Raw genomic sequence first — 18,853 nt, 5'->3', positions numbered from 1 at the left:
CGTCACCCGGTCGGGTCGTGCCGCCACGGTCCGCGGCGCGGCCGGCCGAAGATCACGACGTGAGCGACGCCAAGGTGCTGCTGATCGACGTGGAGAACGTGGTCGGGCCGGTCAACCCGAGCCCGCAGCTGGTGCGCGCGCGGGTCGCCGCGCTCCTGCACGCCGCCGGGCCCCTGCACCACGTGATGGCCGGTTACAGCCGGACCGACCCGGCCAACGACGCGACGGTGAGCGTGCTCGCCGAGATGGGCGTGGCCGCGCGGGTCGTGCCGCCCGGCAACGACGCGGCCGAGAAGGCGTTGCTGGAACACGCGCGCTACGCGCACGAACGCGGCCACCGGTCGTTCGCCGTCGCCTCCGCCGACCACCGGTTCACCGCGCTGCGCGAGCTGGGCACCTTCGAGGTGCTGGTGTGGCAGGACCAGGAGGTGGCGCTCAAGCTCGACGCCGCGGCCGACGCGGTGCACCGCCTGCCCCGGCCGACCGGGTACGACGACGTGGCCGCCCGCGTCGGCAGGCCGCCGCTCGTGCCGGTGTGCCCGCCGCGCGGCCGGGTGGCGTGGCAACTCGCCGCCGCCATGGCCGCCGGGGTGGGGCTCGCCGTGGGTCACGCGGTGACCGGGCGGCTGCTGGACCTGACCCGGCGGCGAACAGCCGACCCGGACCCGTACGGGTGAACGACGGCCGCCGGTGAGCCCGTCGGCACCGGCCGGGTGGTGCCCGTGGGGGGCGCACCGGCACGCGGGCCGCTTCCCGGACGGTCAGGGGCGGCAGTGAGCGCCGGCCGGAGCAGGCTGGTCGGCGCGGTCGATCCGGCTGCCGGTCGGCACCGCGTCCATTGCCGCCCAGGACGCCAACAGGGCTGGACCGTCCGCGGTCGCCGTGCCGGCGGGCGCGGTGCAGACGGTCAGGAGCAGGCCGGGTTCGGCAGGCAGCTCCACCGATCCGCGCGGTGTTCGCCGGCCGTCGCGTGTCGGCCGGCACGTCATAACGGACGTCGCAAATCCACGCCGGCGCATCGGTGATGGCGTTTCGCCGAGAACCCGGCAGCGGCGGCGTGGGTCGTTCAGGCTCGTGCCCGGGCTGGTCACGCGGCGAACACCGCCGATCTGCCGTCCGCGCCACGCGGATCGTGCTCGACCGGATCAGGACGGCGTGAACCGCAGGACCGCCGCCACCTCTCCCCCGCCCGGCACGTCCGAGCGACCCACGCCGAGCACCCGGCCGCCGGTCAGCCAGACCCGGCGGCAGATCTCGTCCAGCACGCCGTGGTCGACGACGTCACCGTGCTCGTGGAACTCGACCACGCCGGTCCGGTCGTCCAGGAAACCGGGCTCCGGCGCGTCGACGTCCAGGAACAGCACGTCCACCGCGCCCAACGTGGCGAACCGGGCCACGGCGGACACGTCGGTCACCACGCGCCCCTGCGAGGCGCGCCGCGCGAACAGGTCCCGCACCTCGCGCATCCCCTGCTCGCGCAACGCGTCCAGCACCACGCGGGCCTCGGCCGCGAGTTCGTCCTCCGCACCCGGCCCGCCGACGGGGATGGTCGTCGGCGCCAGCCCCGGGTAACCGCACACCGAGCGGAACACGCTGTCCAGCGGTTCGGCGGCGGACAGCACCAGCGGCACCTCCTGGCCCGCCAGGACCGGCCGCAACGCCCGGTCCACCTGCCGGGAGAACTGCCGCATCCGCACCTGCCCGCCCTCGGCGCGGGCGTGACCGGCGGTGGACGCGGTCGGCGGCAGACCCGGCACGGTCACCTCCGTCGGCCCGGAGTCCGGCAGCACCTCCAGCAACCGCACCGAGTCCAGCGCGAGCACCAGCACGAACGCCGCGCGCGGGAACGTGACCGCCCGCAGCAGCGGCTTGACGTGGAACCGGTCCGCGACCAGGACCGCCGGTGCCGGGTCGTCCGGGAGCCGGAACGCGATCAGCGACCCGGGCGCGGTGAACACGGCCAGGCCGCGTGCCTGGCAACGCCAGAACTCGTCGTCGTCGACCAGGTCGGCCAACTGCTCCTCGACCGCCGCGAGCACCTGCCGGTCCGCACCGACCACGCGGAGCTGGTCACCGGCCCGACCGGCGAGGTCCTTCAGCTCGATCCGCTCCGCGTCGCCGGGCGACCCGGGACGTGTCGGCAGGTAGATCGACACGGCCGCGGGAGCGCGGGCGGTCAGCAGGGCGTGGAGCTGGGCCCGGGTGGGGATGTCGGTGCGCGGACTGGTCACATGACCTCCTCCGAGACGGTCCACAGTGGATGTTAGTGCCGGCTCGGGTTTCCCGCCGTGCCACGGAGACCGCCCTTGTGCGGCCTCCGCGGCGGCGTTCTCGGCACGCCCCCGCGGGGCGGTGTCAGCTCGGGCGGGACGGGTTGATCGACGCGAGGCGCGCCCTGGTGCGGGCGGGCGCGGTGGGCGGGATCTGCCCGAGCACGTCGGCCAGCGAGGTCGAGGCGAGGCTGTGCCGCCACGCCTCGTGCGCCTCGGCCATCCTGGCGGCCAGCACGCACGTGTCGCGGCACTCCTCGGCGGGCAGCGCGCCGCGGCCCTGCTGCCGGATCTCCCGGCACTCGTAGGGCGGCGCCGAGCCGTCCACCGCCTCCACCACCTGGAGCAGCGTGATCTCCGCGGCGGGCCGGGCCAGCCGGAAGCCGCCACGCGGCCCGGTGACGGCGGTCAGCACGTTCGCCCGCACCAACGCCTGGAGCTGCTTGGCCAGGTACGCCGCCGGCAGGTCGTAGAACTCCGCCAGCTGGGCGGCGGACGCGGTCGCGCCGGGTTCGAGCTGCGCCAGGGTCGTGGCGCAGTGCAGCAGCCATTCGGTGCTCACGGGCAGTTTCACGGTGCCCAGTCTAACGGGGATATTGCGGATCTGTTTAGTCCGAGATAGCGTGCGTGCATCGAGTCGGAAGGGGACGGATCAACCATGCGGATCGCAGTCGCGGGGGCCACCGGCAACATCGGCGCGCTCACCGTCGCCGCCCTGGAGCGGGCCGGTCACGAGGCCGTGCGGATCAGCCGGTCGCTGGGGGTGGACCTGGCCACCGGCGCCGGGCTGGACGACGCGCTCGCCGGTGTGGACGCGGTGGTGGACGCCATCAGCGCGCCGCCCGCGGACCGGGAGGAGACGGTGGCGTACTTCGGCACGACCACGCGCAACCTGCTGGCCGCCGGGCAGCGGGCGGGCGTGCGGCACCACGTGCTGCTCTCGATCGCGGGTCTGGACCGCGTGCGGGGCAACGCGCACTACGCGGGGAAGCGGGAGCAGGAAAGCCTGGTCGCGGCCGGGCCGGTGCCGTGGACGATCGTGCCCGCCACCCAGTTCCACGACTTCGCCGAGATGGTCGCGAGCTGGACCGAGCAGGACGGCGTGGCCACCATCGCGCCGCTGCTCTTGCAGCCGATCGCGCCCGCCGACGTGGCGGCCGTGCTCGCGGAGGTCGCGGTGGGTCGGCCCCTGGGGCGGCACGTCGACGTCGCCGGGCCGGAACCGCAGGACATGGTGGACATGGCCCGCCGTACCCACCAGGCCCGCGGGCGGACCGTGCGGCTGGTGCCGACCTGGGGCGGGTTGTTCGGGCCGGACATGGCGGGCGACGTGCTGCTGCCGGGCCCGGACGCGCGGATCGCGCCCACGACGTTCGACGAGTGGCTCGCCACGCGGCGGTGACGCCGAGCGGCGGCCGACCGGGGCCGGCCGCCGCTCCTACCTCACACGTGGGCGTCGACCGGCCCGTCCGCGGTCTTGCCGCGCCGGATGGTGAACGCGCCCGCCACGGTCAGCAGCGACAGCACGGCCGCGAGCAGGAACGCCGCGTGCACGCCACCCATCTCAGCGGCCACCGCGGGCTCGCCGGCCGCACCCAGGTCGGCCGCCCGCGCGCTCATCACGCTCACCAGCAACGCCACACCCGCCGCGGCGGCCAACTGCTGCGTGGTGCTGAAGATCGCGCTGCCGTGCGAGTAGAGCCGCGCGGGCAACGCGCCCAAGCCGGACGAGAACAGCGGCGTGAACGAGAACGCCAGGCCGAAGCTGAGCGCCAGGTGGAACGCGAGCACCAGCACGCCGGGCGTCTCCGTGTCGAAACCGGCCGCGAACCACAGCGAAGCGCTCGTCGCGATCGTGCCGACGACCAGCAGCGGGCGCGGGCCCACCCGGTCGTAGAGGCGGCCGACGAACGGCGACAGCAGGCCCATCAGCAGACCACCGGGCAGCATCAGCAGGCCGGTGGTGAGCGGTTCGAACCGCAGCACGCTCTGGAGGTAGATCGGCAGGACCGTCGCCGCGCCCAGCAGCAACGCCATCATCACCATCATCAGCACGCTGGTGAAGGTGAACATGCGGAACGCGAACGTGCGCAGGTCCAGCAAAGCGCGTTCCCGCCGCTGCAACGACACCTGGCGCAACACGAACGCCGCGACACCCGCCACGCCCACCGCGAGCGACACCCACAGCACGGCGCTGGACGTCCCGCCCGCGTGGCCGATGCTGGACAAGCCGTAGACCAGGCCACCGAACCCGAACACGGACAACACCACCGAAACCACGTCGATCGGCGTGCCGGTCGGCTCACCGATGCGCGTCACCCGGCGCACGCCGAGCAGCAGCGCGGCGACCGCGATCGGCAGCACCACCCAGAACATCGCGCGCCAGCCGAACAGGTCCAGCACCACGCCCGACACCGTCGGCCCGATCGCCGGTGCCACGGAGATCACGATCGAGATGTTGCCCATCACCGCGCCGCGCCGGGCGGGTGGCACGAGCGTCATCACCGTGGTCATCAGCAGCGGCAGCATGATGGCGGTGCCGCACGCCTGCACCACGCGGCCCGCGAGCAGCACCGCGAAGCCGGGCGCGACGGCGGCGATCAGCGTGCCCGTGCTGAACAAGGTCATCGCGACGCCGTACAGGACGCGCGTCGGCACCTGCTGGATCAGGTAGCCGGTGACCGGGATGACCACCGACATGGTGAGCAGGAAGCCGGCGGTGAGCCACTGCCCGACCGCGGCGGTCACGTGCAGCTCCTCGAGCAGCACGGGCAGGGCAACACCCATGATGGTTTCGTTGAGGATGACCACGAACGTGGCCACCAACAACACGCCGATCAGCGTCCGGTCGCTGCGGCTGAGCGCGGGTGGCGACGTCACGGCGTCGGGCACACCTACGGAAGTCATGCGAAATCCCCCAGTGGAATACGGGCGCGAAGACGGGCGACTGCGCCCTGAACGCGACAACCCTACCCGCGGTGCGCAAGCAGCGGACGTCCTTTTCCACCAAGGGCGAACGTGTCGTCACGACACCGTCACCTGTCGTGACGGATCAACTGTGGACAGACACCGTGCGGAGCCGAACCACCACACACCGCGAAGCTCCGACCCGCGTTTGTCCATTGTGGACTGTCATTCGCCGTTGGCCGGGTGTTCACCCCGCCCTCACCGGTGCCGGCCGAGAGGCCCTGCCCGGTAGGGACTTTAGGCCATGTGGCGGTGCCCTCACCCCGACCGACGATGCGGGGGACGGTGCGGGCGAGACGGGTGGGGTGACGAGGTGGCAGGGGTGACCGGCGCGTTGGGACTGGACGCGGACGAGGTGCGGGGTGTGCTGGTGGCCGCCGGGCTCGCCCCGTCCCTGAACAACGCGCAACCGTGGCGGTTCCGGGTCGAGCGGGACCGGATCGAGGTGCACGCCGACCCCGCGCGCCGCCTGCCCGCGACCGACCCGGACGACCGGGAACTCCGGCTCGCCTGCGGCGCCGCGTTGTTCGGCATCAGGTTGGCGCTGCGGGCACACGGCATCCGCCCCCTGGTGACGTTGCTGCCGGGACCGGAGTACCCCGGCGCGCTGGCCGTGGTGCGGCGCGGCGGCAGCCAGGCGCTCGACGACCGGACGCGGGCCCTGATCGCCGCGATGCCCGCGCGCCGCACGAACCGCGAGCCGTTCCGCGACGCACCCGTGCCGGTGGCGCACCGCCAGGCGCTGGTGCACGCCGCCGAGCGCGAGCGGTCCTGGTTGCACGTCGTGACCGACCGCGATGAACGCGCCCTGGTGCACCGCCTGGTCGCCAAGGCGCACGGCGTGCAGGCCGCCGACCCGGCGGTGCGCGCGGAGATGGCGGCGTGGACCGCGGACGGCGGTGTCCGGGACGAGTGGGTGCTGCGTGATTCCCACGCCGCCGAACGCCCGCCGGGCGAGGACCACGGGTCGGCTCCGCTGACCGTCGTGCTGTCTTCGTTCTACGACGGGCCGCAAGCTGGTCTACAGTCCGGACAGGCCCTCCAACGGGTGCTGCTCACCGCGACGGCGCTCGGGCTGGCCGCGTCGTTCCTCTCCCAACCGATCGAGGTGCGGCCCGTCCGGGACGAGCTGCGGCGCGCGCTCGGCGGTGGTCTGGTGCCGCAGGCCGTGCTGCGGGTCGGGTTCGGCTCGCCGGTGCCGCCCGCACCGCGGCGGCCCGTGGAGGACCTGCTGTGCGACACGGGACTTTCGACCCGGCCATGACCCCGCTCCCGGCCCTGCCGGCGGCCGGAGGGGCGCACGAAGGTGGAGACATGGACGTTCCCCGAACAGCCGACCCGGTATTCGTCGTCGTCAACGGCTCGGCGGCCGACGACGCCGCCCTGGGCTGGGCCACCGAGCACGCCCGGCTGACCGACGCGCCCCTGGAGGTCCACCGGTCCGGCCGCGACCTGTTCCCGGCCGCCGTCCGCGCCGGCGTGCTCGTGGTGGGCCAGGTGGCGGGCGCGCCCGGCGGGCCGCCCCGACTGGTGCGGTGGCTCGTGGAACGCGCGCCGTGCGACGTCGTCGTGGTGCGTGGTCCGGCGTTCGCGGTGCGTGGCGGGTACCACCGGGTCACCGCCCTGGTCACCGGGGCGCGGGACGACGACGTGGTGCTGCGCCGCGCGGCCCGGCTGGCCGCGCGGCGGGGTGCGCGACTGCGCGTGCTGCGCGCCGCCCCGCCGCTGCCGGTGCGTGCCGACGACCCGACGTGGCCGCTCGCCCACGCCGACGAGGTGTTGCGCGGGGTGCCCCACACGTCGGTGCTGGCGCGGATGCACCCGCACGAGGCGATCGCCCGGTACGCGGACACCGACGTGCTGGTGACGCCCGAAGCCGGACCGGTGGTGCGGACGGCGCTGCACCACGCCCGGTGCCCGGTGCTCGTCGTCCGCCGCACGCCGGTCGACGTGGTCGACACCCCGGCCGCCCTGGTGGGCGCCAACGCGTGAGTGCTCAGGTCAGCGCCAGCACCGCTTCCACGCCGAGCCAGATGCCGAACAGGAAGAACAACGCTGCCGCGCCGTAGCGGATGACGCGTTCCGGCAGGTTGCGGCCCAGCATCCGGCCCACCACGATGGCCAGCGCGTCGGCGGCGACCATGCCGACGGTCGAGCCGACCCACGTGCCGAACCAGCCGTAGTCCGTGGCCAGGGTGATGGTCGCCAGCATGGTCTTGTCGCCCAGCTCGGCGAGGAAGAAGGCGGTGCCGACGGCGATCACCACGGATTTGACCGGGCGGTTGGCCTTGGCCTGCTCGTCGTCGGTGAGGGTGTCGCCGCGCAGCGTCCAGAAGCCGAACCCGACGAACGCGATCGCCGCGGCGACGTTGATCCAGCCCGTCGGGAGTGCCGCGCCGAGGCCGTGACCGATGGCCACCGACGCCAGGTGGACGACCGCGGTTGCCGCGGTGATGCCCGCCAGCACCGGCCAGACCCGGTAGCGGGTCGCGAAGGTGAGGGCCATGAGCTGGGACTTGTCGCCGAGTTCGGCGACGAAGACGACCCAGAACGAGACGAATGTGCTGACGACGACCGCGTCCACGGACAAGTGCTCCTGGTCTGCTCAACCGGACCAGGCCAGGACGTGCGCGACCTCGATCCGGCATACGGGTATGCCTGGATCGAAGGTCTCGCCCGCCCCGCACCACCGCGAGGCCGCCCGGCCGGACCCGTGAACGGGTCAGTGTGTCGACCGGGACGTTGGGGGCTACTCCCCTTCGTTACGGGGACAACATACCAGGCCAGGACGAATGCCTGTGCCGTCGTGACCGGCCGCACAGCGGCAGTGCCCCGCGCCGTCCGAGCCACGCTGGCGGGCGGGGCCGGGACTCGCCGGGGCGCGGTGCGCCTGGTTCTGCGGCGCACCGCACCTGGCTCGGCGCGACTGCGACTGGCCGGGGTGGGCTGTGGCGCGCCGGAGCCCGGGCGAGCAGGGGCTTGCGTCGAGCAGCCCGAGGGTGGGCCGGGGTGGGCAGCGGGGTGGTGGGCGAGCAGGCGGGTCAGGTGAGCACGGTTCCCGCCCACCAGGCGACCACGTGGCGCTCGATCTCCACCGCCGTCACCAGCCCGGCCAACGCCTCCTCCAACCACTCGCGCGGGTGGACGCCGGCCACCGCCGACGGCCCGGCCAGCCGCGCCGTGACGGTGCTGCGCCCCGCCCCCGCCGGCCGCACCCGCACCTCACCGGAGCACCACTCGCCGTCAACCCCCCACACCAGCCGGCGCGCGTCGCGGTCCACCGACACCCGCCGGTCGACGACACGCGCCAAGTGCCCGTGCGCGACCCACAGCCGCAGGCGGCCGGGGGCGGCGTGGGCCACGTCCAGGCCCGGCGGCAGCCACGAGGGCAGCGCGTCCAGGTCGGTGAGGACCGAGAAGACGGCGTCCGGGTCGGCCGGCGCGGACGTGGTCGCCGCGTGACCTGGCCCGGTCCGCGCGCGGTCGTGGGCGCGAGCGGGCACGGTTACCCCCTGTTCCCTCCGGTGTCACTGCCATCGTCCGCGCCGCGGCGGAGACGCGACCTGACGAGTGGCTGAAGATCCGGTGACCGGTGCGGTCTCCGAAGACGGCGTGGTCGTGGTCGGGTCGGGACGCTGCGTCAACGTCGGCGTCGGCGCGAGGCTCTCCGACGACGGCAGCAACGGCTGCGGCTCGTCCTGCGCGGTCACCCCGCAGGCCGTGGCCAGCAACGCGGCCAGCGCGCACAGCAGGACGGGGAACGCTCTCACCGATCGGCCTCCGGTATCTCGACCACGAATCGCGCGCCACCGCCCGGCCGGTCCTCGGCCCGGACGGCGCCGCCGTGCACCTGGACGTGCTGCGCCACCAGCGCGAGCCCGAGGCCGCTGCCGAAGTCGCCGCCCCGGCTGCCCGCGCGCCCACCGCGGTTGAACCGCTCGAAGATCCGCTCCCGCTGCTCCACGGGCACGCCGGGCCCGGCGTCGTCCACCTCCAACCGGGCACGGCCGTCGACACCGCGCACGGTCACCAGCACCGCGCCACCGGCGTGGCGCTCGGCGTTGTCCAGCAGGTTGCTCACCACCCGGTCCAGGCGGCGGCGGTCGCCGAGGACCTGCGGCGCGGGCTCGTCGGCGACCACCGGAACGGCGTGACCGGGCCGGGCGGCGACGACGTTGCGCACCAGCGAGGCGAGGTCGATCGGCTCCAGCGCGGTGTCGTCCACCCGCTGGTCGGCGCGGGAGATCTCCAGCAGGTCCACGACCATGCGGGCGACCCGGTCCACCTCGGACGTGAGCAGGTCGAGCGCCTTGCCCGCCGTGCCGGGTATCTCGGCACGCCTGCGCTTCAGGACGGCGGCGGCGTTGACCATGGTGGTGAGCGGCGAGCGCAGCTCGTGGCTGACGTCGCCCGCGAACCGCGCGTCACGCAGCACGCGTTGCTCCAGGGCGTCGGCGGTCGCGTTGAACGTGGTGGCCAGCGGCGTCAGGTCGGGGTCGGTCTGGGCGGGCAGCCGGGAACGCAGGTCGCCGCCCGCGATCCGGGACGCCGCGTTGGTCAGCTCGGTCAGCGGGCGCAACGCCCGCCTGCTCGCCCACGAGCCGAGCGCCACGCCGACCAGGCCGCTGACGACCGTGCCCGCCACCAGCACACCGCTGAGGAACCGGAACGTGCGGTCGAGCTGCGCCAGCGGGGCCAGCTCGACGTAGGCGGCGTCGGCCGAGTCGATGGGCAGCGCCACCGCCAGCACCGGCACGCCGTCGACCACCAGCCGCTGCGCCGCCGGCACACCACCGCGCCCGTAGTCGAGCAACGCGCGCGGTAGCGCGGTGGCGGTGACCTGCCGCCCGCTGGTGAGCACCTGGCCGGGCCGGAACAACAGCACGGTGGCGTCGGGCCCGGTGGCGAGACCGGTCAGCAGCTCGCCGAGACCGGTCGAGCCGGTGGCCAGCGAGCGGTCCACCAGGCGGGCGTTGACCTGGGCCTGCCGCACCGCGCTCTGCTCACGCTGACGCAGCAGGTAGCCCGAGGTCAGGTTCCACACGGCGATCGCCAGCACGCTGGTGACCAGCAGGGAGCCCAGGCCGAGCACCAGCGCGACCCGCCAGCGCAGCGAGGGCTTGCGCAGCGGCCTCATCGGTCCACGTCCACGGCGCCGATTCTCGCGCCCGCGCCCCGACCCGCCCGCCGCCGGGTCCCCATCGCAAGAAGATCGCAACGCCGTCGGCCCACGCGACCGGGTGGCTCCCGGTGGCGCGCGGCGTCCGGTGGATCGAGCATCGTCCGAACGGAGCAACACGCGACGCGGTCAGCGAGCCGCGAGGAGCAGGAGGTCGACCCGTGCGGACCGCGCGTCACCAGCGGAAGGAGGGTTTCTTCGGACACCCCAGGGCGTTGGCGAACCTGTTCGGCGTCGAGATGTGGGAACGCTTCTCGTTCTACGGGATGCAGGGCATCCTCACGATCTACCTCTACTACTCGGCGGCCGACGGCGGGTTGGGCCTGCCCGAGGCGACCGCAGCCGGCATCGTCGGCGCGTACGGCGGCCTGGTCTACCTGTCGACCATCATCGGCGCGTGGCTCGCGGACCGGGTGCTGGGCTCCGAGCGGGTGTTGTTCTTCAGCGCCGTCCTGATCATGTTCGGGCACGTGGCGCTCGCCCTGCTCCCGGGCTTCCTCGGCGTCGGCGTCGGCCTGTGCGCGGTGGCGCTGGGCAGCGGTGGCCTCAAGGCCAACGCGACGTCCATCGTCGGCGCGCTGTACGAGGAGGGCGACGACCGGCGCGACGCCGGTTTCTCGCTGTTCTACATGGGCGTGAACATCGGCGCGTTCGTCGGTCCGCTGCTCACCGGCCTCGCGCAGAGCGAACTGGGCTTCCACTACGGCTTCGGGCTCGCCGCGATCGGCATGGCCGCGGGCCTGGTCCAATACTCGTTCGGCCGCAAGCGGCTGCCCGCCGAGGTCGGCGTGGTGCCCAACCCGCTGCCGCGCGGGCGGCGACCGCTGGTGCTGGGCGCGGCGGTCGTGGCCGTCGTCCTGGTCGTCGTGCTGGTGCTGCTGGACGTGATCCGCCCGGACAACCTGGCCAACGTCACCATCGTGGTCGTCCTGGTGGCGGCGGTGGCGTACTTCGCGGTCATCCTCGCCAGTCGCCGCATCACGGCGGTGGAGCGCAAGCGGGTGCTCGCGTTCGTGCCGATGTTCCTGGCCAGCTTCGTGTTCTTCGCCTTGTTCCAGCAGCAGTTCACGGTGGTCGCGATCTACGTCGACCAGCGCCTGGACCGGTCGATCTTCGGCTGGGTGATGCCGGTGTCGTGGGCCAACTCCATCAACCCGGTGTTCGTCATCCTGCTCGCGGGCGCGTTCGCGGCGCTGTGGACCCGGCTCGGCAGCCGGCAGCCGTCCAGCCCGGCGAAGTTCGTGCTCGGCACCGTGCTGATGGGTGTCGCGTTCCTGCTGTTCCTGCCGATGGCGGGCGGCGGGCGCAACTCCACCCCGCTGCTGATGCTCGTGCTCGTGTTGTTCGTGTTCAGCATCGCCGAGCTGATGCTGTCACCGGTCGGGCTGTCGCTGTCCACGAAGCTCGCGCCCAAGGCGTTCCACACCCAGATGGTCGCGTTGAACTTCCTGTCCATCTCGCTCGGCACCGCCACCGCCGGCGCGCTGGCGAAGTTCTACTCGGTCGACCGCGAAACGCCCTACTTCGCCGTGATCGGCGGGGTCGCCATCGGGTTCGGCCTGCTGCTGGCGCTGGTGACCCCGCTGGTGCGGCGGCTGATGGGCGGTGTCCGCTGAGCGTCGCCGCGCTGCGTCGCGGTCAGCTCGTCCATCCGGAGTGGACGGACGTCCGCGACGCGGCGTTCCGCGCCCGCCCGCACGGCCAACCGGGTCAGGGACCGCTCGACCCAGGCCACGAGGCGGTGGTGCGGCAGCCCCGCCGGGCCGGTCACGTCGAAGCACACGGCGCAGTGCCGGGGAGCCGTCCGCAGCACCTGGAGCCGCCCCGCGTAGGTGGGCGTCGTCTCGCTGCCCCACTCGACCCGCAGCCGGTCCCAGTCGACGGTGATCGCCCGTTCCACGACCTCGTCGCGGGCGGTCCAGATGCGCAGCAGGTTGGGGCCGTAGCGCTCCACCTCGACACCGGGCGGCAGCCACGCGGCGAGGTCGTCCAGGTCGGTCACGATGTCGAACACCACGTCCGCGCCCGCGGGCATCGAGCGGGTCGCGGTCGCCCGCAGGTCGCCGGTCACCCGCGGCCCCTCACGTGGCCGCGCACATGTCGGCCAGGCGGTGCTTGGCCAGGCGGTGCAGCATCTCGTCCAGCGATTCGGGCACCACCTGCCCCTCCAGGTCCGCGCGGGCCCGCAGCACGGTCCCGGTCACCGCCTCGCGGGACAGCCGGCCGCCGAACTCGGCGGTGAACCGCGCGGCGGCCTCCTGGCAGCGCCGGTCCTCGGCGAAGTCGTCCGGGGTCATGATCCTCCTGTCTTCTGCGGTCACCGGTCCGGGTCGATCCGGTAGCCGGCGCCGCGCACGGTCACCACCAGGCTGGGGTCGTCGGGATCGGGCTCGACCTTGCGGCGCAACCGCCGGATGTGCACGTCCAGCAGCCTGGTGTCGCCGAAGTAGTCGTAGCCCCACACGCGTTGCAGCAACTGCTCGCGCGTGACGATCCGACCGGCCGCCGACGCCAGTTCCACCAGCAGGCGGAACTCCGTGCGCGTCAGGTGCACCTCCACACCCGCCCGGTGCACCGTGCCCACGTCCGGGCGGACCTCCAGGTCGCCGAACCGCAGAACCTCGTCCTTGCGCCCGCCGCCACGCCTGCGCAGCAGCGCGCGGATGCGTGCCGCCAGCTCGCCCGCGACCAGCGGTTTGGTCACGTAGTCGTCCGCGCCCGACTCCAGGCCCGCGATCACGTCCGCGGTGTCGGTGCGCGCGGTGACGATGATGATCGGCAGGTCGCCACGCGCGCGCAGCGTCCGGCATACCTCCAGGCCGTCGACACCCGGCAGCATCAGGTCGAGCAGGACCACGTCGAACTCCGCGTGGTCGAGCATGTGCAGCGCGTCCTCGCCGGACGTGGCGTCCGACACCGCGAAACCCTCGTCGCCCAGCGCGAGACCCAGCGCCTGCCTGATGTGCTCGTCGTCCTCGACCAGCAGTACCGCGTAATCCATGTCCAGTTGATCCCCTTGGCCCGGTCGGCACCATTCTCCCCCATCCGGGTGGCACCCCTTTCGATCGCAAGGTGATCGCAAGGTTGTGCCACCTCCGGTGGACTGGCGGTGCGACGGCGCAAACCTCGTTGTGACATGAACAATGTCACAGGCGCCCGAGCGGGTCGCACGAAGTCCACTGTGGATTGAAAATGCCGACTGGATGAGAGAAATCCCTGTGCACCAACGCATCCACGCCTACTTGATCCTAACAGGATTCGACGTCGGCGGCGGTTGGCGTTGACGGCCAAGGACAGTCCGCCCTATGGTCGCCCCCGTCCGCCCCGCCGGCACCGACGGGGCGCACCGTCCTGTCGTCGAAGTTGGGAACCCCGCTTCGTGTCTCCCCACCACCTACCGCGCCGCCGGTTCCTGCTCGCCGCCGGTGGCCTGGGCGCCGCGCTCGTCACCGGGTGCGGCACCGTCGACCTGTCCGCCGAGCGCGACGGCGGCAACCTGCTGGACCGGCTGCGCACCGTCGGCGAGGTCCGGATCGGGTTCGCCAACGAGGCGCCCTACGGCTACGTCGACCGCGAGGGCCGGCTCACCGGCGAGGCCCCGGAGGTCGCCAAGGAGGTGTTCCGCAGGCTCGGCGTGCCCGGCTTCGTGCCGGCGCTGTCCGATTTCGGGTCGCTCATCCCCGGCCTGCGCGCCGGGCTGTTCGACGTGATCGCGGCCGGCATGTTCATCACGCCGGCGCGGTGCGCGCAGATCATCTTCTCGGACCCGGACTACAACGCGCCGGAGGCGATCCTGGTCCGCGCGGGCGACACCACGCGCATCCGCTCGCTGGACGACTTCGCGCGTGACGACCGCCTCAAGCTCGGCGTGCTGCTGGGCGCCGTGGAAGCCGACGTCGCGGCCGGGTACGGGGTGCCCGCCAACCGCACGCTCACCTTCTCCACGCAGGCGGGCGGGATCGACGGCGTGCTCGCCGGACGCGCGGACGGCCTGCTGCTGACCGCCATCTCGCTGCGGCACGCGCTCTCCACCCGGCAGGGCGCGCCGCTGGAGCTGACCGAGCCGTTCGTGCCCGTGCTGGACGGCGTCGAGCAGTACGGCGCGGGCGGCTTCGGGTTCCGGCCCGACCAGACCCGGCTGCGTGACGCGTTCAACGCCGAGCTGGCCGTGCTCAAGCGGTCCGGTCGGCTGCTGGAGATCGTGCGCCCCTTCGGGTTCACCGAAGCCGAGATGACCGACCTGACGGCGGCCCGCCTGTGCGCGGACCCCGCGGCCTGACGGGGAGGCGACGTGTCCACCGGTCTGTGGCTACTCCTGTTCGACGGCCTCTTGGTCACCCTGCAACTCACCGTATTCGGCGCGGCCCTCGGCCTGGTGTTCGCGTTCGCCGCCGGGCTCGCACGCCTGTCCGGGCGGCGGGTCGTGCGCGGCATCGCGTTCGCCTACACCGAGGGTTTCCGCGGCCTGCCCGCGCTGGTCGTGTTGTTCTGGTTGGTGTTCGCCCTGCCCGCGCTGGGCCTGCAACTGGAACCGCTGTTCGCGGGTGTGCTGGCGTTGGCGCTCAACATCGGCGCGTACGGCGCGGAGGTGGTGCGCGGCGCGGTGCTGTCCGTGCCCGCCGCGCAGCTCGAAGCCGCCGTGGCGTTGAACTTCACGCCCTGGCAGCGGATGCGGCTGGTCGTGCTGCCGCAAGCCCTGGTGGCCATGGTGCCGCCGATGGGCAACCTGCTGGTCGAGCTGCTGAAGGCGACCGCGCTGGTGTCCCTGGTGTACCTCCAGGACCTGACCTTCCAGGGCCAGATCGTGCGCGCGGCGACCGGTGAGACGGCCGCCGTGTTCGCGGGCCTGCTCGTCGGGTACGGCGTGATCGCCCTGGCGTTGACCCGCCTGGTCCGGTTGGTGGAACGGCGGGCGGCGGCCGGGCTCGGCCGGACCCCGGCGCGGGAGGTGACGAGGTGACGTTCGACTGGACGGCGGCGTGGGACGCGCTGCCGCAACTGCTCGACGGGCTCGTGGTCGCCCTGTGGGCCACCGTCCTGGGCTACGTGCTGGCCCTGGTGCTCGGCCTGGCGTTCGCGCTGCTGCGGCGCACCGAGCGGGCGTGGCTGCGCCTGCCGGTCGGGTTCGTGGTCGAGTTCATCCGCTCCACCCCCCTGCTGGTCCAGCTGTTCTTCCTGTTCTTCGTGCTGCCCGCGGTCGGCATCGAGCTGTCGCCGCTGGCGACCGGCGCGATCGGCCTGGGCGTGCACTACGCCACGTACACGTCCGAGGTGTACCGGGCGGGCATCGACGGCGTGCCCGCCGGGCAGTGGGAGGCGGCGAAATCGCTGAGCCTGTCCCGCGGCCGGACGTGGACCAGGGTGGTGCTGCCGCAGGCCGTGCCACGCGTGGTGCCCGCGCTGGGCAACTACGCCATCGCCATGTTCAAGGACACGCCGCAGCTGACCGTCGTCACGGTGGCCGAGGTGCTGAGCGTGGTGAAGGCCGTGGGCGCGCAGAACTTCCGCTACCTGGAACTGATCACCGTCGCGGGCGTGCTGTACCTGGCCGCCGCGCTGCTCATCGCCTGGCCGGTCCGGGCGTTGGAACGCCGGTACCGAAAGGAAACCGCATGACCGGGGAACGATTCATCTCCTTCGACGGCGTGAGCAAGCACTTCGGCTCGACCACCGTGCTGGACGACCTGTCGTTCGACATCCGCGCGGGCGAGCGGGTCACGCTCATCGGGCCCAGCGGGTCGGGCAAGACCACCATCCTGCGGATGCTGATGACCCTGACCCGGCCCGACAGCGGCACCATCACCGTGGACGGCGTTCCGCTGTTCCACGAGCGGCGCGGTGACGCGCTGGTGCCCGCGGGCGAGGCGCACCTGCGCCGGATGCGCCGCCACACCACCATGGTGTTCCAGCAGTACAACCTGTTCCCCAACATGCGGGTGCTGCGCAACGTCACCGAGGCACCCGTGCACGTCCTCGGGCTGTCCCGGGACGAGGCGGAGGGGCGTGGCCGGGAACTGCTGGAGCTGGTGGGGCTCGGGGACAAGGTCGACGCCTACCCGTCCCAGCTGTCCGGCGGCCAGCAGCAGCGGGTGGCGATCGCGCGTGCGCTGGCGATGCGCCCGGACGTGCTGCTGCTGGACGAGGTCACCTCGGCGCTGGACCCGGAACTCGCGGCGGAGGTGCTGGACGTGCTGCGGGACGTGGCGCGGACGTTCGACGTGACCATGCTGTGCGTCACCCACGCGATGCGCTTCGCCCGCGACGTGTCCGACCGCGTGCTGATGTTCAACGAGGGCCGGATCATCGAGTCCGCGCCGCCCGAGCAGCTGTTCGACGCGCCGGAACAGGTGCGGACCAAGGAATTCCTCCGCTCGGTGATCGACGAGACCTGACCGCCGACCACGTCCGACCGGGCGGGCTCCTCGCCCGACCGGGCAGACTCCCCCAGCCCGCGACGACGGCGCTCGACCGGTGCCCCAAGCCCGACCGGGCAGACACCCCGCACACGACGACGGCGCCCAACCGGTAACCCACGCCCGACCGGCAGACTCCCCCACCCGCGACGACGGCGCTCGGCCGGCGACCCGCGCACACCCGACTGGCCCCGGAGGGACCCGGTCGAACGCGGCGGGGCACCGCCGGGTGATCGCAAGACGATCGTCAGGTGCGGCCCGGTCGGGCGGTGGGATGCTCGGAGGTGTCCATCCACCCCGCGCGGCCCCGGGTCCGCACCGGCCCGGTGAGCCGGTCGTGACGGCGGGCAACGACCTCGTCGTCCTGGTGATGTCCGATCCCACCCCGCCCGACCCGGCGGAGGTGGACCGCTGGTTGCGCGAGCGCCTGGACGGGTGGCCCGACCACGAGGCGGCCGTCGTCGGCGTGGTGGCGGGTGAGCTGGTGCGCAACGCGTGGCGGCACGGCGCGGCGCCCTACCTGCTAGAGCTGCGCCTGGACCGGGAGCAGGACGTGCTGGTGGTCAGCGCGCTGGACCGCCCGGCCCGCCGGTCGCGCCCGTGGCGGCTCCGGGCGGGGCTGCTGCTGGTCGACGCGTTGGCGGTGCGCTGGGGCGTGGAGTCACGCGCCGACCGCACGCGGGTGTGGGCGGAACTGCGGTTCGACTGACCGTCCACAGTGGACCCGAGTCAGGTCGCGGCGTGCTCCACGAACCGCCCCGACACCCGGAAACCCAGCCGGCGGTACACCGGTTCGCCCTCTGCCGACGCCTGGAGCACCGCGTACCGGTGGCCGTCCGCGCGGGCCAGGTGCAACGCCGCCGCGGTGATCGCGCCGCCGTGACCCCGGCGGCGCGAGTCCGCCAGGGTGCAGATGTTGTAGACGCCGGCGACCCCGCCGTGCGCGAACACCTCGGCCGAGCACACCGCGCGACCGGCCACGTAGCCGACCAGGTAACGCGCCGCGCAGTCCGGTGCCAGCGCGTGCGGCGCGGCTTCGGCGAAGAACCGCCGCACGGTCGCGGCCGGCGGGTCCCAGTTCGCGGCGAGCACCGCGGCGTAGTCCGCGAGATCGGCCGCGGTCGCCGCCACGCGCACGTCCAGTGCGGACGCCGGGACGTCCGGCGCGTCGCGGAGGTCGAGCCACATGGCCGCCTCGCGCTCCGCGACCGGCAACCCGGCGGCCGACAGCCGCTCGCTCAGGCCGGGCGTGGACGCCGGTCCCACCCACCACGAGAACGGGCGGCCCGTCGCGGTCAGCGCGCGCACGGTCTCAGCGATGCGCGCATCGGCCACGTCGGCGGCGAACCGGGCCGCCGCGACGATGTTGAACGTGTCGTCGGCGAGACCGCTGTCCGCGACCAGCAGGTCGTCGGTCTCGGTGACGGTCGCGCCCGGCAGTCGCCGGTGCAGGTGGCAGGCGTGCTCGGCGAGGTTCGCCTCGGCCCGCGCGGACAGGTCCAGTGGCTCCACGGGACCCATCCCACCACAGCCGTCAGGTACTGGCGCGCACCGCGGGACGCAGCCGGTCCACCACCGAGCGCCCGCCGAGCAGGCACCACACCGCGATCACCGGGTCGCAGATCGCGCAGCCGAACGACGACAGCTCGGCGAACGGGATGATCGGGTTGCCCTGGAGGTGGTGCACGACGTCCCAGGCGGTGTGCAGCAACCAGCCGACACCGATGAACCGCCACGACTCCAGGCCGCGGTAGGCGCAGTACGTGACGGCGGCGGTGAAGGCGAACTCCCACCCACCGAGCCCGCCGCCGCTGAGGTAGGCGGCACCGGCTCCGGCGACCATCACGGCGTTGAACCGACGCCTGTTCGGTTCCCGGATGAAGGAGGAGATCAACACGTAGGCGAGGCCGATGAGGATCGGGGCGAGCACGGTCACGGGAGGTCTCTTTCTGCGGGGAAGTGGCCACCCGGAACGCTAGGAGCCCGCACGTGCCGGCGGGAGTCGCACGCCGGCCAACCACCAC

22 protein-coding genes and 1 pseudogene are annotated in these 18,853 nt (G+C 73.3%); 10 read left to right on the top strand and 13 right to left on the bottom strand.

Features of this window, described 5'->3' with window-relative positions:
* The first annotated feature begins 59 nt into the window (after window positions 1-59).
* The gene (locus KZQ38_RS25235) at window positions 60-677 is read left to right on the top strand and encodes a hypothetical protein (protein WP_219445081.1); all 618 of its coding nucleotides are present in this window, start codon (window positions 60-62) and stop codon (window positions 675-677) included.
* A gap of 84 nt (window positions 678-761) precedes the next feature.
* On the opposite strand, the pseudogene KZQ38_RS36445 reads toward KZQ38_RS25235, so the two are convergent.
* From KZQ38_RS36445 to KZQ38_RS25220, 3 genes and pseudogenes are all read right to left on the bottom strand, one after another.
* A pseudogene (locus tag KZQ38_RS36445) lies at window positions 762-944 on the bottom strand (hypothetical protein); the annotation flags it as partial.
* A gap of 201 nt (window positions 945-1,145) precedes the next feature.
* A complete protein-coding gene (locus KZQ38_RS25225) occupies window positions 1,146-2,231 on the bottom strand; it encodes a baeRF11 domain-containing protein (RefSeq protein WP_219445080.1) in 1,086 nt (361 codons plus the stop codon).
* Window positions 2,232-2,355: 124 nt separating this feature from the next.
* The gene (locus KZQ38_RS25220; RefSeq protein ID WP_219445078.1) at window positions 2,356-2,844 is read right to left on the bottom strand and encodes an RrF2 family transcriptional regulator; all 489 of its coding nucleotides are present in this window, start codon (window positions 2,842-2,844) and stop codon (window positions 2,356-2,358) included.
* Between the two features lie 84 nt (window positions 2,845-2,928).
* On the opposite strand from KZQ38_RS25220, the gene KZQ38_RS25215 reads away from it, so the two are divergent.
* Window positions 2,929-3,672: an SDR family oxidoreductase gene (locus KZQ38_RS25215; protein ID WP_219445076.1), complete on the top strand. Its 744-nt coding sequence runs from the start codon at window positions 2,929-2,931 to the stop codon at window positions 3,670-3,672.
* A 41-nt stretch (window positions 3,673-3,713) separates the two neighbouring features.
* Here KZQ38_RS25215 and KZQ38_RS25210 read toward each other — a convergent pair whose 3' ends face one another.
* Window positions 3,714-5,177: a DHA2 family efflux MFS transporter permease subunit gene (locus tag KZQ38_RS25210; RefSeq protein WP_219445074.1), complete on the bottom strand. Its 1,464-nt coding sequence runs from the start codon at window positions 5,175-5,177 to the stop codon at window positions 3,714-3,716.
* Between the two features lie 373 nt (window positions 5,178-5,550).
* Here KZQ38_RS25210 and KZQ38_RS25205 point away from each other — a divergent pair, with 373 nt between their 5' ends.
* Together KZQ38_RS25205 and KZQ38_RS25200 are read left to right on the top strand one after the other, a co-directional pair.
* Window positions 5,551-6,501 carry an Acg family FMN-binding oxidoreductase gene (locus tag KZQ38_RS25205; RefSeq protein WP_308258584.1) on the top strand — a complete coding sequence of 317 codons (951 nt, stop codon included), beginning with the start codon at window positions 5,551-5,553 and terminating at the stop codon, window positions 6,499-6,501.
* Between the two features lie 50 nt (window positions 6,502-6,551).
* Window positions 6,552-7,229: a hypothetical protein gene (locus KZQ38_RS25200; RefSeq protein WP_219445071.1), complete on the top strand. Its 678-nt coding sequence runs from the start codon at window positions 6,552-6,554 to the stop codon at window positions 7,227-7,229.
* 4 nt (window positions 7,230-7,233) lie between these two features.
* On the opposite strand, the gene KZQ38_RS25195 is transcribed toward KZQ38_RS25200, so the two are convergent.
* The 4 genes from KZQ38_RS25195 to KZQ38_RS25180 all read right to left on the bottom strand — a co-directional run bounded on the left by KZQ38_RS25195 (window position 7,234) and on the right by KZQ38_RS25180 (window position 10,374).
* Entirely contained in the window at window positions 7,234-7,821 is a 588-nt protein-coding gene (locus KZQ38_RS25195; protein ID WP_219445069.1) for a TMEM165/GDT1 family protein, read from the bottom strand.
* 457 nt (window positions 7,822-8,278) lie between these two features.
* Window positions 8,279-8,740: an SRPBCC family protein gene (locus tag KZQ38_RS25190; RefSeq protein ID WP_219445067.1), complete on the bottom strand. Its 462-nt coding sequence runs from the start codon at window positions 8,738-8,740 to the stop codon at window positions 8,279-8,281.
* A 24-nt stretch (window positions 8,741-8,764) separates the two neighbouring features.
* Window positions 8,765-9,007, bottom strand: coding sequence for a hypothetical protein (locus tag KZQ38_RS25185; protein WP_219445065.1), 243 nt, complete (start codon window positions 9,005-9,007; stop codon window positions 8,765-8,767).
* The gene (locus tag KZQ38_RS25180; RefSeq protein ID WP_219445064.1) at window positions 9,004-10,374 is read right to left on the bottom strand and encodes a HAMP domain-containing sensor histidine kinase; all 1,371 of its coding nucleotides are present in this window, start codon (window positions 10,372-10,374) and stop codon (window positions 9,004-9,006) included. Before KZQ38_RS25180 ends, KZQ38_RS25185 begins: the two co-directional genes overlap by 4 nt.
* 203 nt (window positions 10,375-10,577) lie before the next feature.
* On the opposite strand from KZQ38_RS25180, the gene KZQ38_RS25175 reads away from it, so the two are divergent.
* Window positions 10,578-12,032 (top strand): peptide MFS transporter, encoded by a 1,455-nt coding sequence (locus KZQ38_RS25175; RefSeq protein WP_219445063.1) that lies wholly within the window; start codon window positions 10,578-10,580, stop codon window positions 12,030-12,032.
* Here the strand turns inward: KZQ38_RS25175 and KZQ38_RS25170 are convergent.
* From KZQ38_RS25170 to KZQ38_RS25160, 3 genes are read right to left on the bottom strand one after another with little or no spacing between them, the layout of a single operon-like run.
* Window positions 11,936-12,487, bottom strand: a complete 552-nt coding sequence (locus tag KZQ38_RS25170) for an SRPBCC family protein (RefSeq protein ID WP_219445062.1) — start codon at window positions 12,485-12,487, stop codon at window positions 11,936-11,938. The genes KZQ38_RS25175 and KZQ38_RS25170 overlap by 97 nt on opposite strands.
* A 10-nt stretch (window positions 12,488-12,497) precedes the next feature.
* Window positions 12,498-12,713, bottom strand: a complete 216-nt coding sequence (locus tag KZQ38_RS25165; protein ID WP_219445061.1) for a hypothetical protein — start codon at window positions 12,711-12,713, stop codon at window positions 12,498-12,500.
* A gap of 20 nt (window positions 12,714-12,733) precedes the next feature.
* Window positions 12,734-13,417 carry a response regulator gene (locus KZQ38_RS25160; protein ID WP_219445060.1) on the bottom strand — a complete coding sequence of 228 codons (684 nt, stop codon included), beginning with the start codon at window positions 13,415-13,417 and terminating at the stop codon, window positions 12,734-12,736.
* Window positions 13,418-13,795: 378 nt separating this feature from the next.
* Between KZQ38_RS25160 and ehuB the strand changes: the two genes are divergently transcribed.
* From ehuB to KZQ38_RS25135, 5 genes are all read left to right on the top strand, one after another.
* Window positions 13,796-14,695 (top strand): ectoine/hydroxyectoine ABC transporter substrate-binding protein EhuB, encoded by a 900-nt coding sequence (gene ehuB / locus KZQ38_RS25155; RefSeq protein WP_219445059.1) that lies wholly within the window; start codon window positions 13,796-13,798, stop codon window positions 14,693-14,695.
* A gap of 12 nt (window positions 14,696-14,707) precedes the next feature.
* Window positions 14,708-15,376: an ectoine/hydroxyectoine ABC transporter permease subunit EhuC gene (gene ehuC, locus KZQ38_RS25150; protein ID WP_219445058.1), complete on the top strand. Its 669-nt coding sequence runs from the start codon at window positions 14,708-14,710 to the stop codon at window positions 15,374-15,376.
* Entirely contained in the window at window positions 15,373-16,032 is a 660-nt protein-coding gene (ehuD, locus tag KZQ38_RS25145; RefSeq protein WP_219445057.1) for an ectoine/hydroxyectoine ABC transporter permease subunit EhuD, read from the top strand. Before ehuC ends, ehuD begins: the two co-directional genes overlap by 4 nt.
* On the top strand, window positions 16,029-16,808 hold the full coding sequence (gene ehuA / locus KZQ38_RS25140; protein WP_219445055.1) for an ectoine/hydroxyectoine ABC transporter ATP-binding protein EhuA: 780 nt from the start codon (window positions 16,029-16,031) through the stop codon (window positions 16,806-16,808). The genes ehuD and ehuA overlap by 4 nt, the downstream gene beginning before the upstream one ends.
* A gap of 358 nt (window positions 16,809-17,166) precedes the next feature.
* On the top strand, window positions 17,167-17,538 hold the full coding sequence (locus tag KZQ38_RS25135; RefSeq protein ID WP_219445053.1) for an ATP-binding protein: 372 nt from the start codon (window positions 17,167-17,169) through the stop codon (window positions 17,536-17,538).
* A gap of 20 nt (window positions 17,539-17,558) precedes the next feature.
* Here the strand turns inward: KZQ38_RS25135 and KZQ38_RS25130 are convergent, their stop codons facing one another.
* Both KZQ38_RS25130 and KZQ38_RS25125 read right to left on the bottom strand, forming a co-directional pair.
* Window positions 17,559-18,350, bottom strand: a complete 792-nt coding sequence (locus KZQ38_RS25130) for a GNAT family N-acetyltransferase (RefSeq protein WP_219445051.1) — start codon at window positions 18,348-18,350, stop codon at window positions 17,559-17,561.
* Window positions 18,351-18,363: 13 nt separating this feature from the next.
* Window positions 18,364-18,765, bottom strand: a complete 402-nt coding sequence (locus tag KZQ38_RS25125) for a DUF6010 family protein (RefSeq protein WP_219445049.1) — start codon at window positions 18,763-18,765, stop codon at window positions 18,364-18,366.
* Between the last annotated feature and the right edge of the window lie 88 nt (window positions 18,766-18,853).

The sequence above is a fragment of the Saccharothrix obliqua genome (assembly GCF_019375475.1).
In the GTDB taxonomy this organism is placed as follows: domain Bacteria; phylum Actinomycetota; class Actinomycetes; order Mycobacteriales; family Pseudonocardiaceae; genus Actinosynnema; species Actinosynnema obliqua.
Note: the sequence above shows the minus strand (reverse complement) of the source record. Positions and strands in the feature narration are given on the sequence as shown.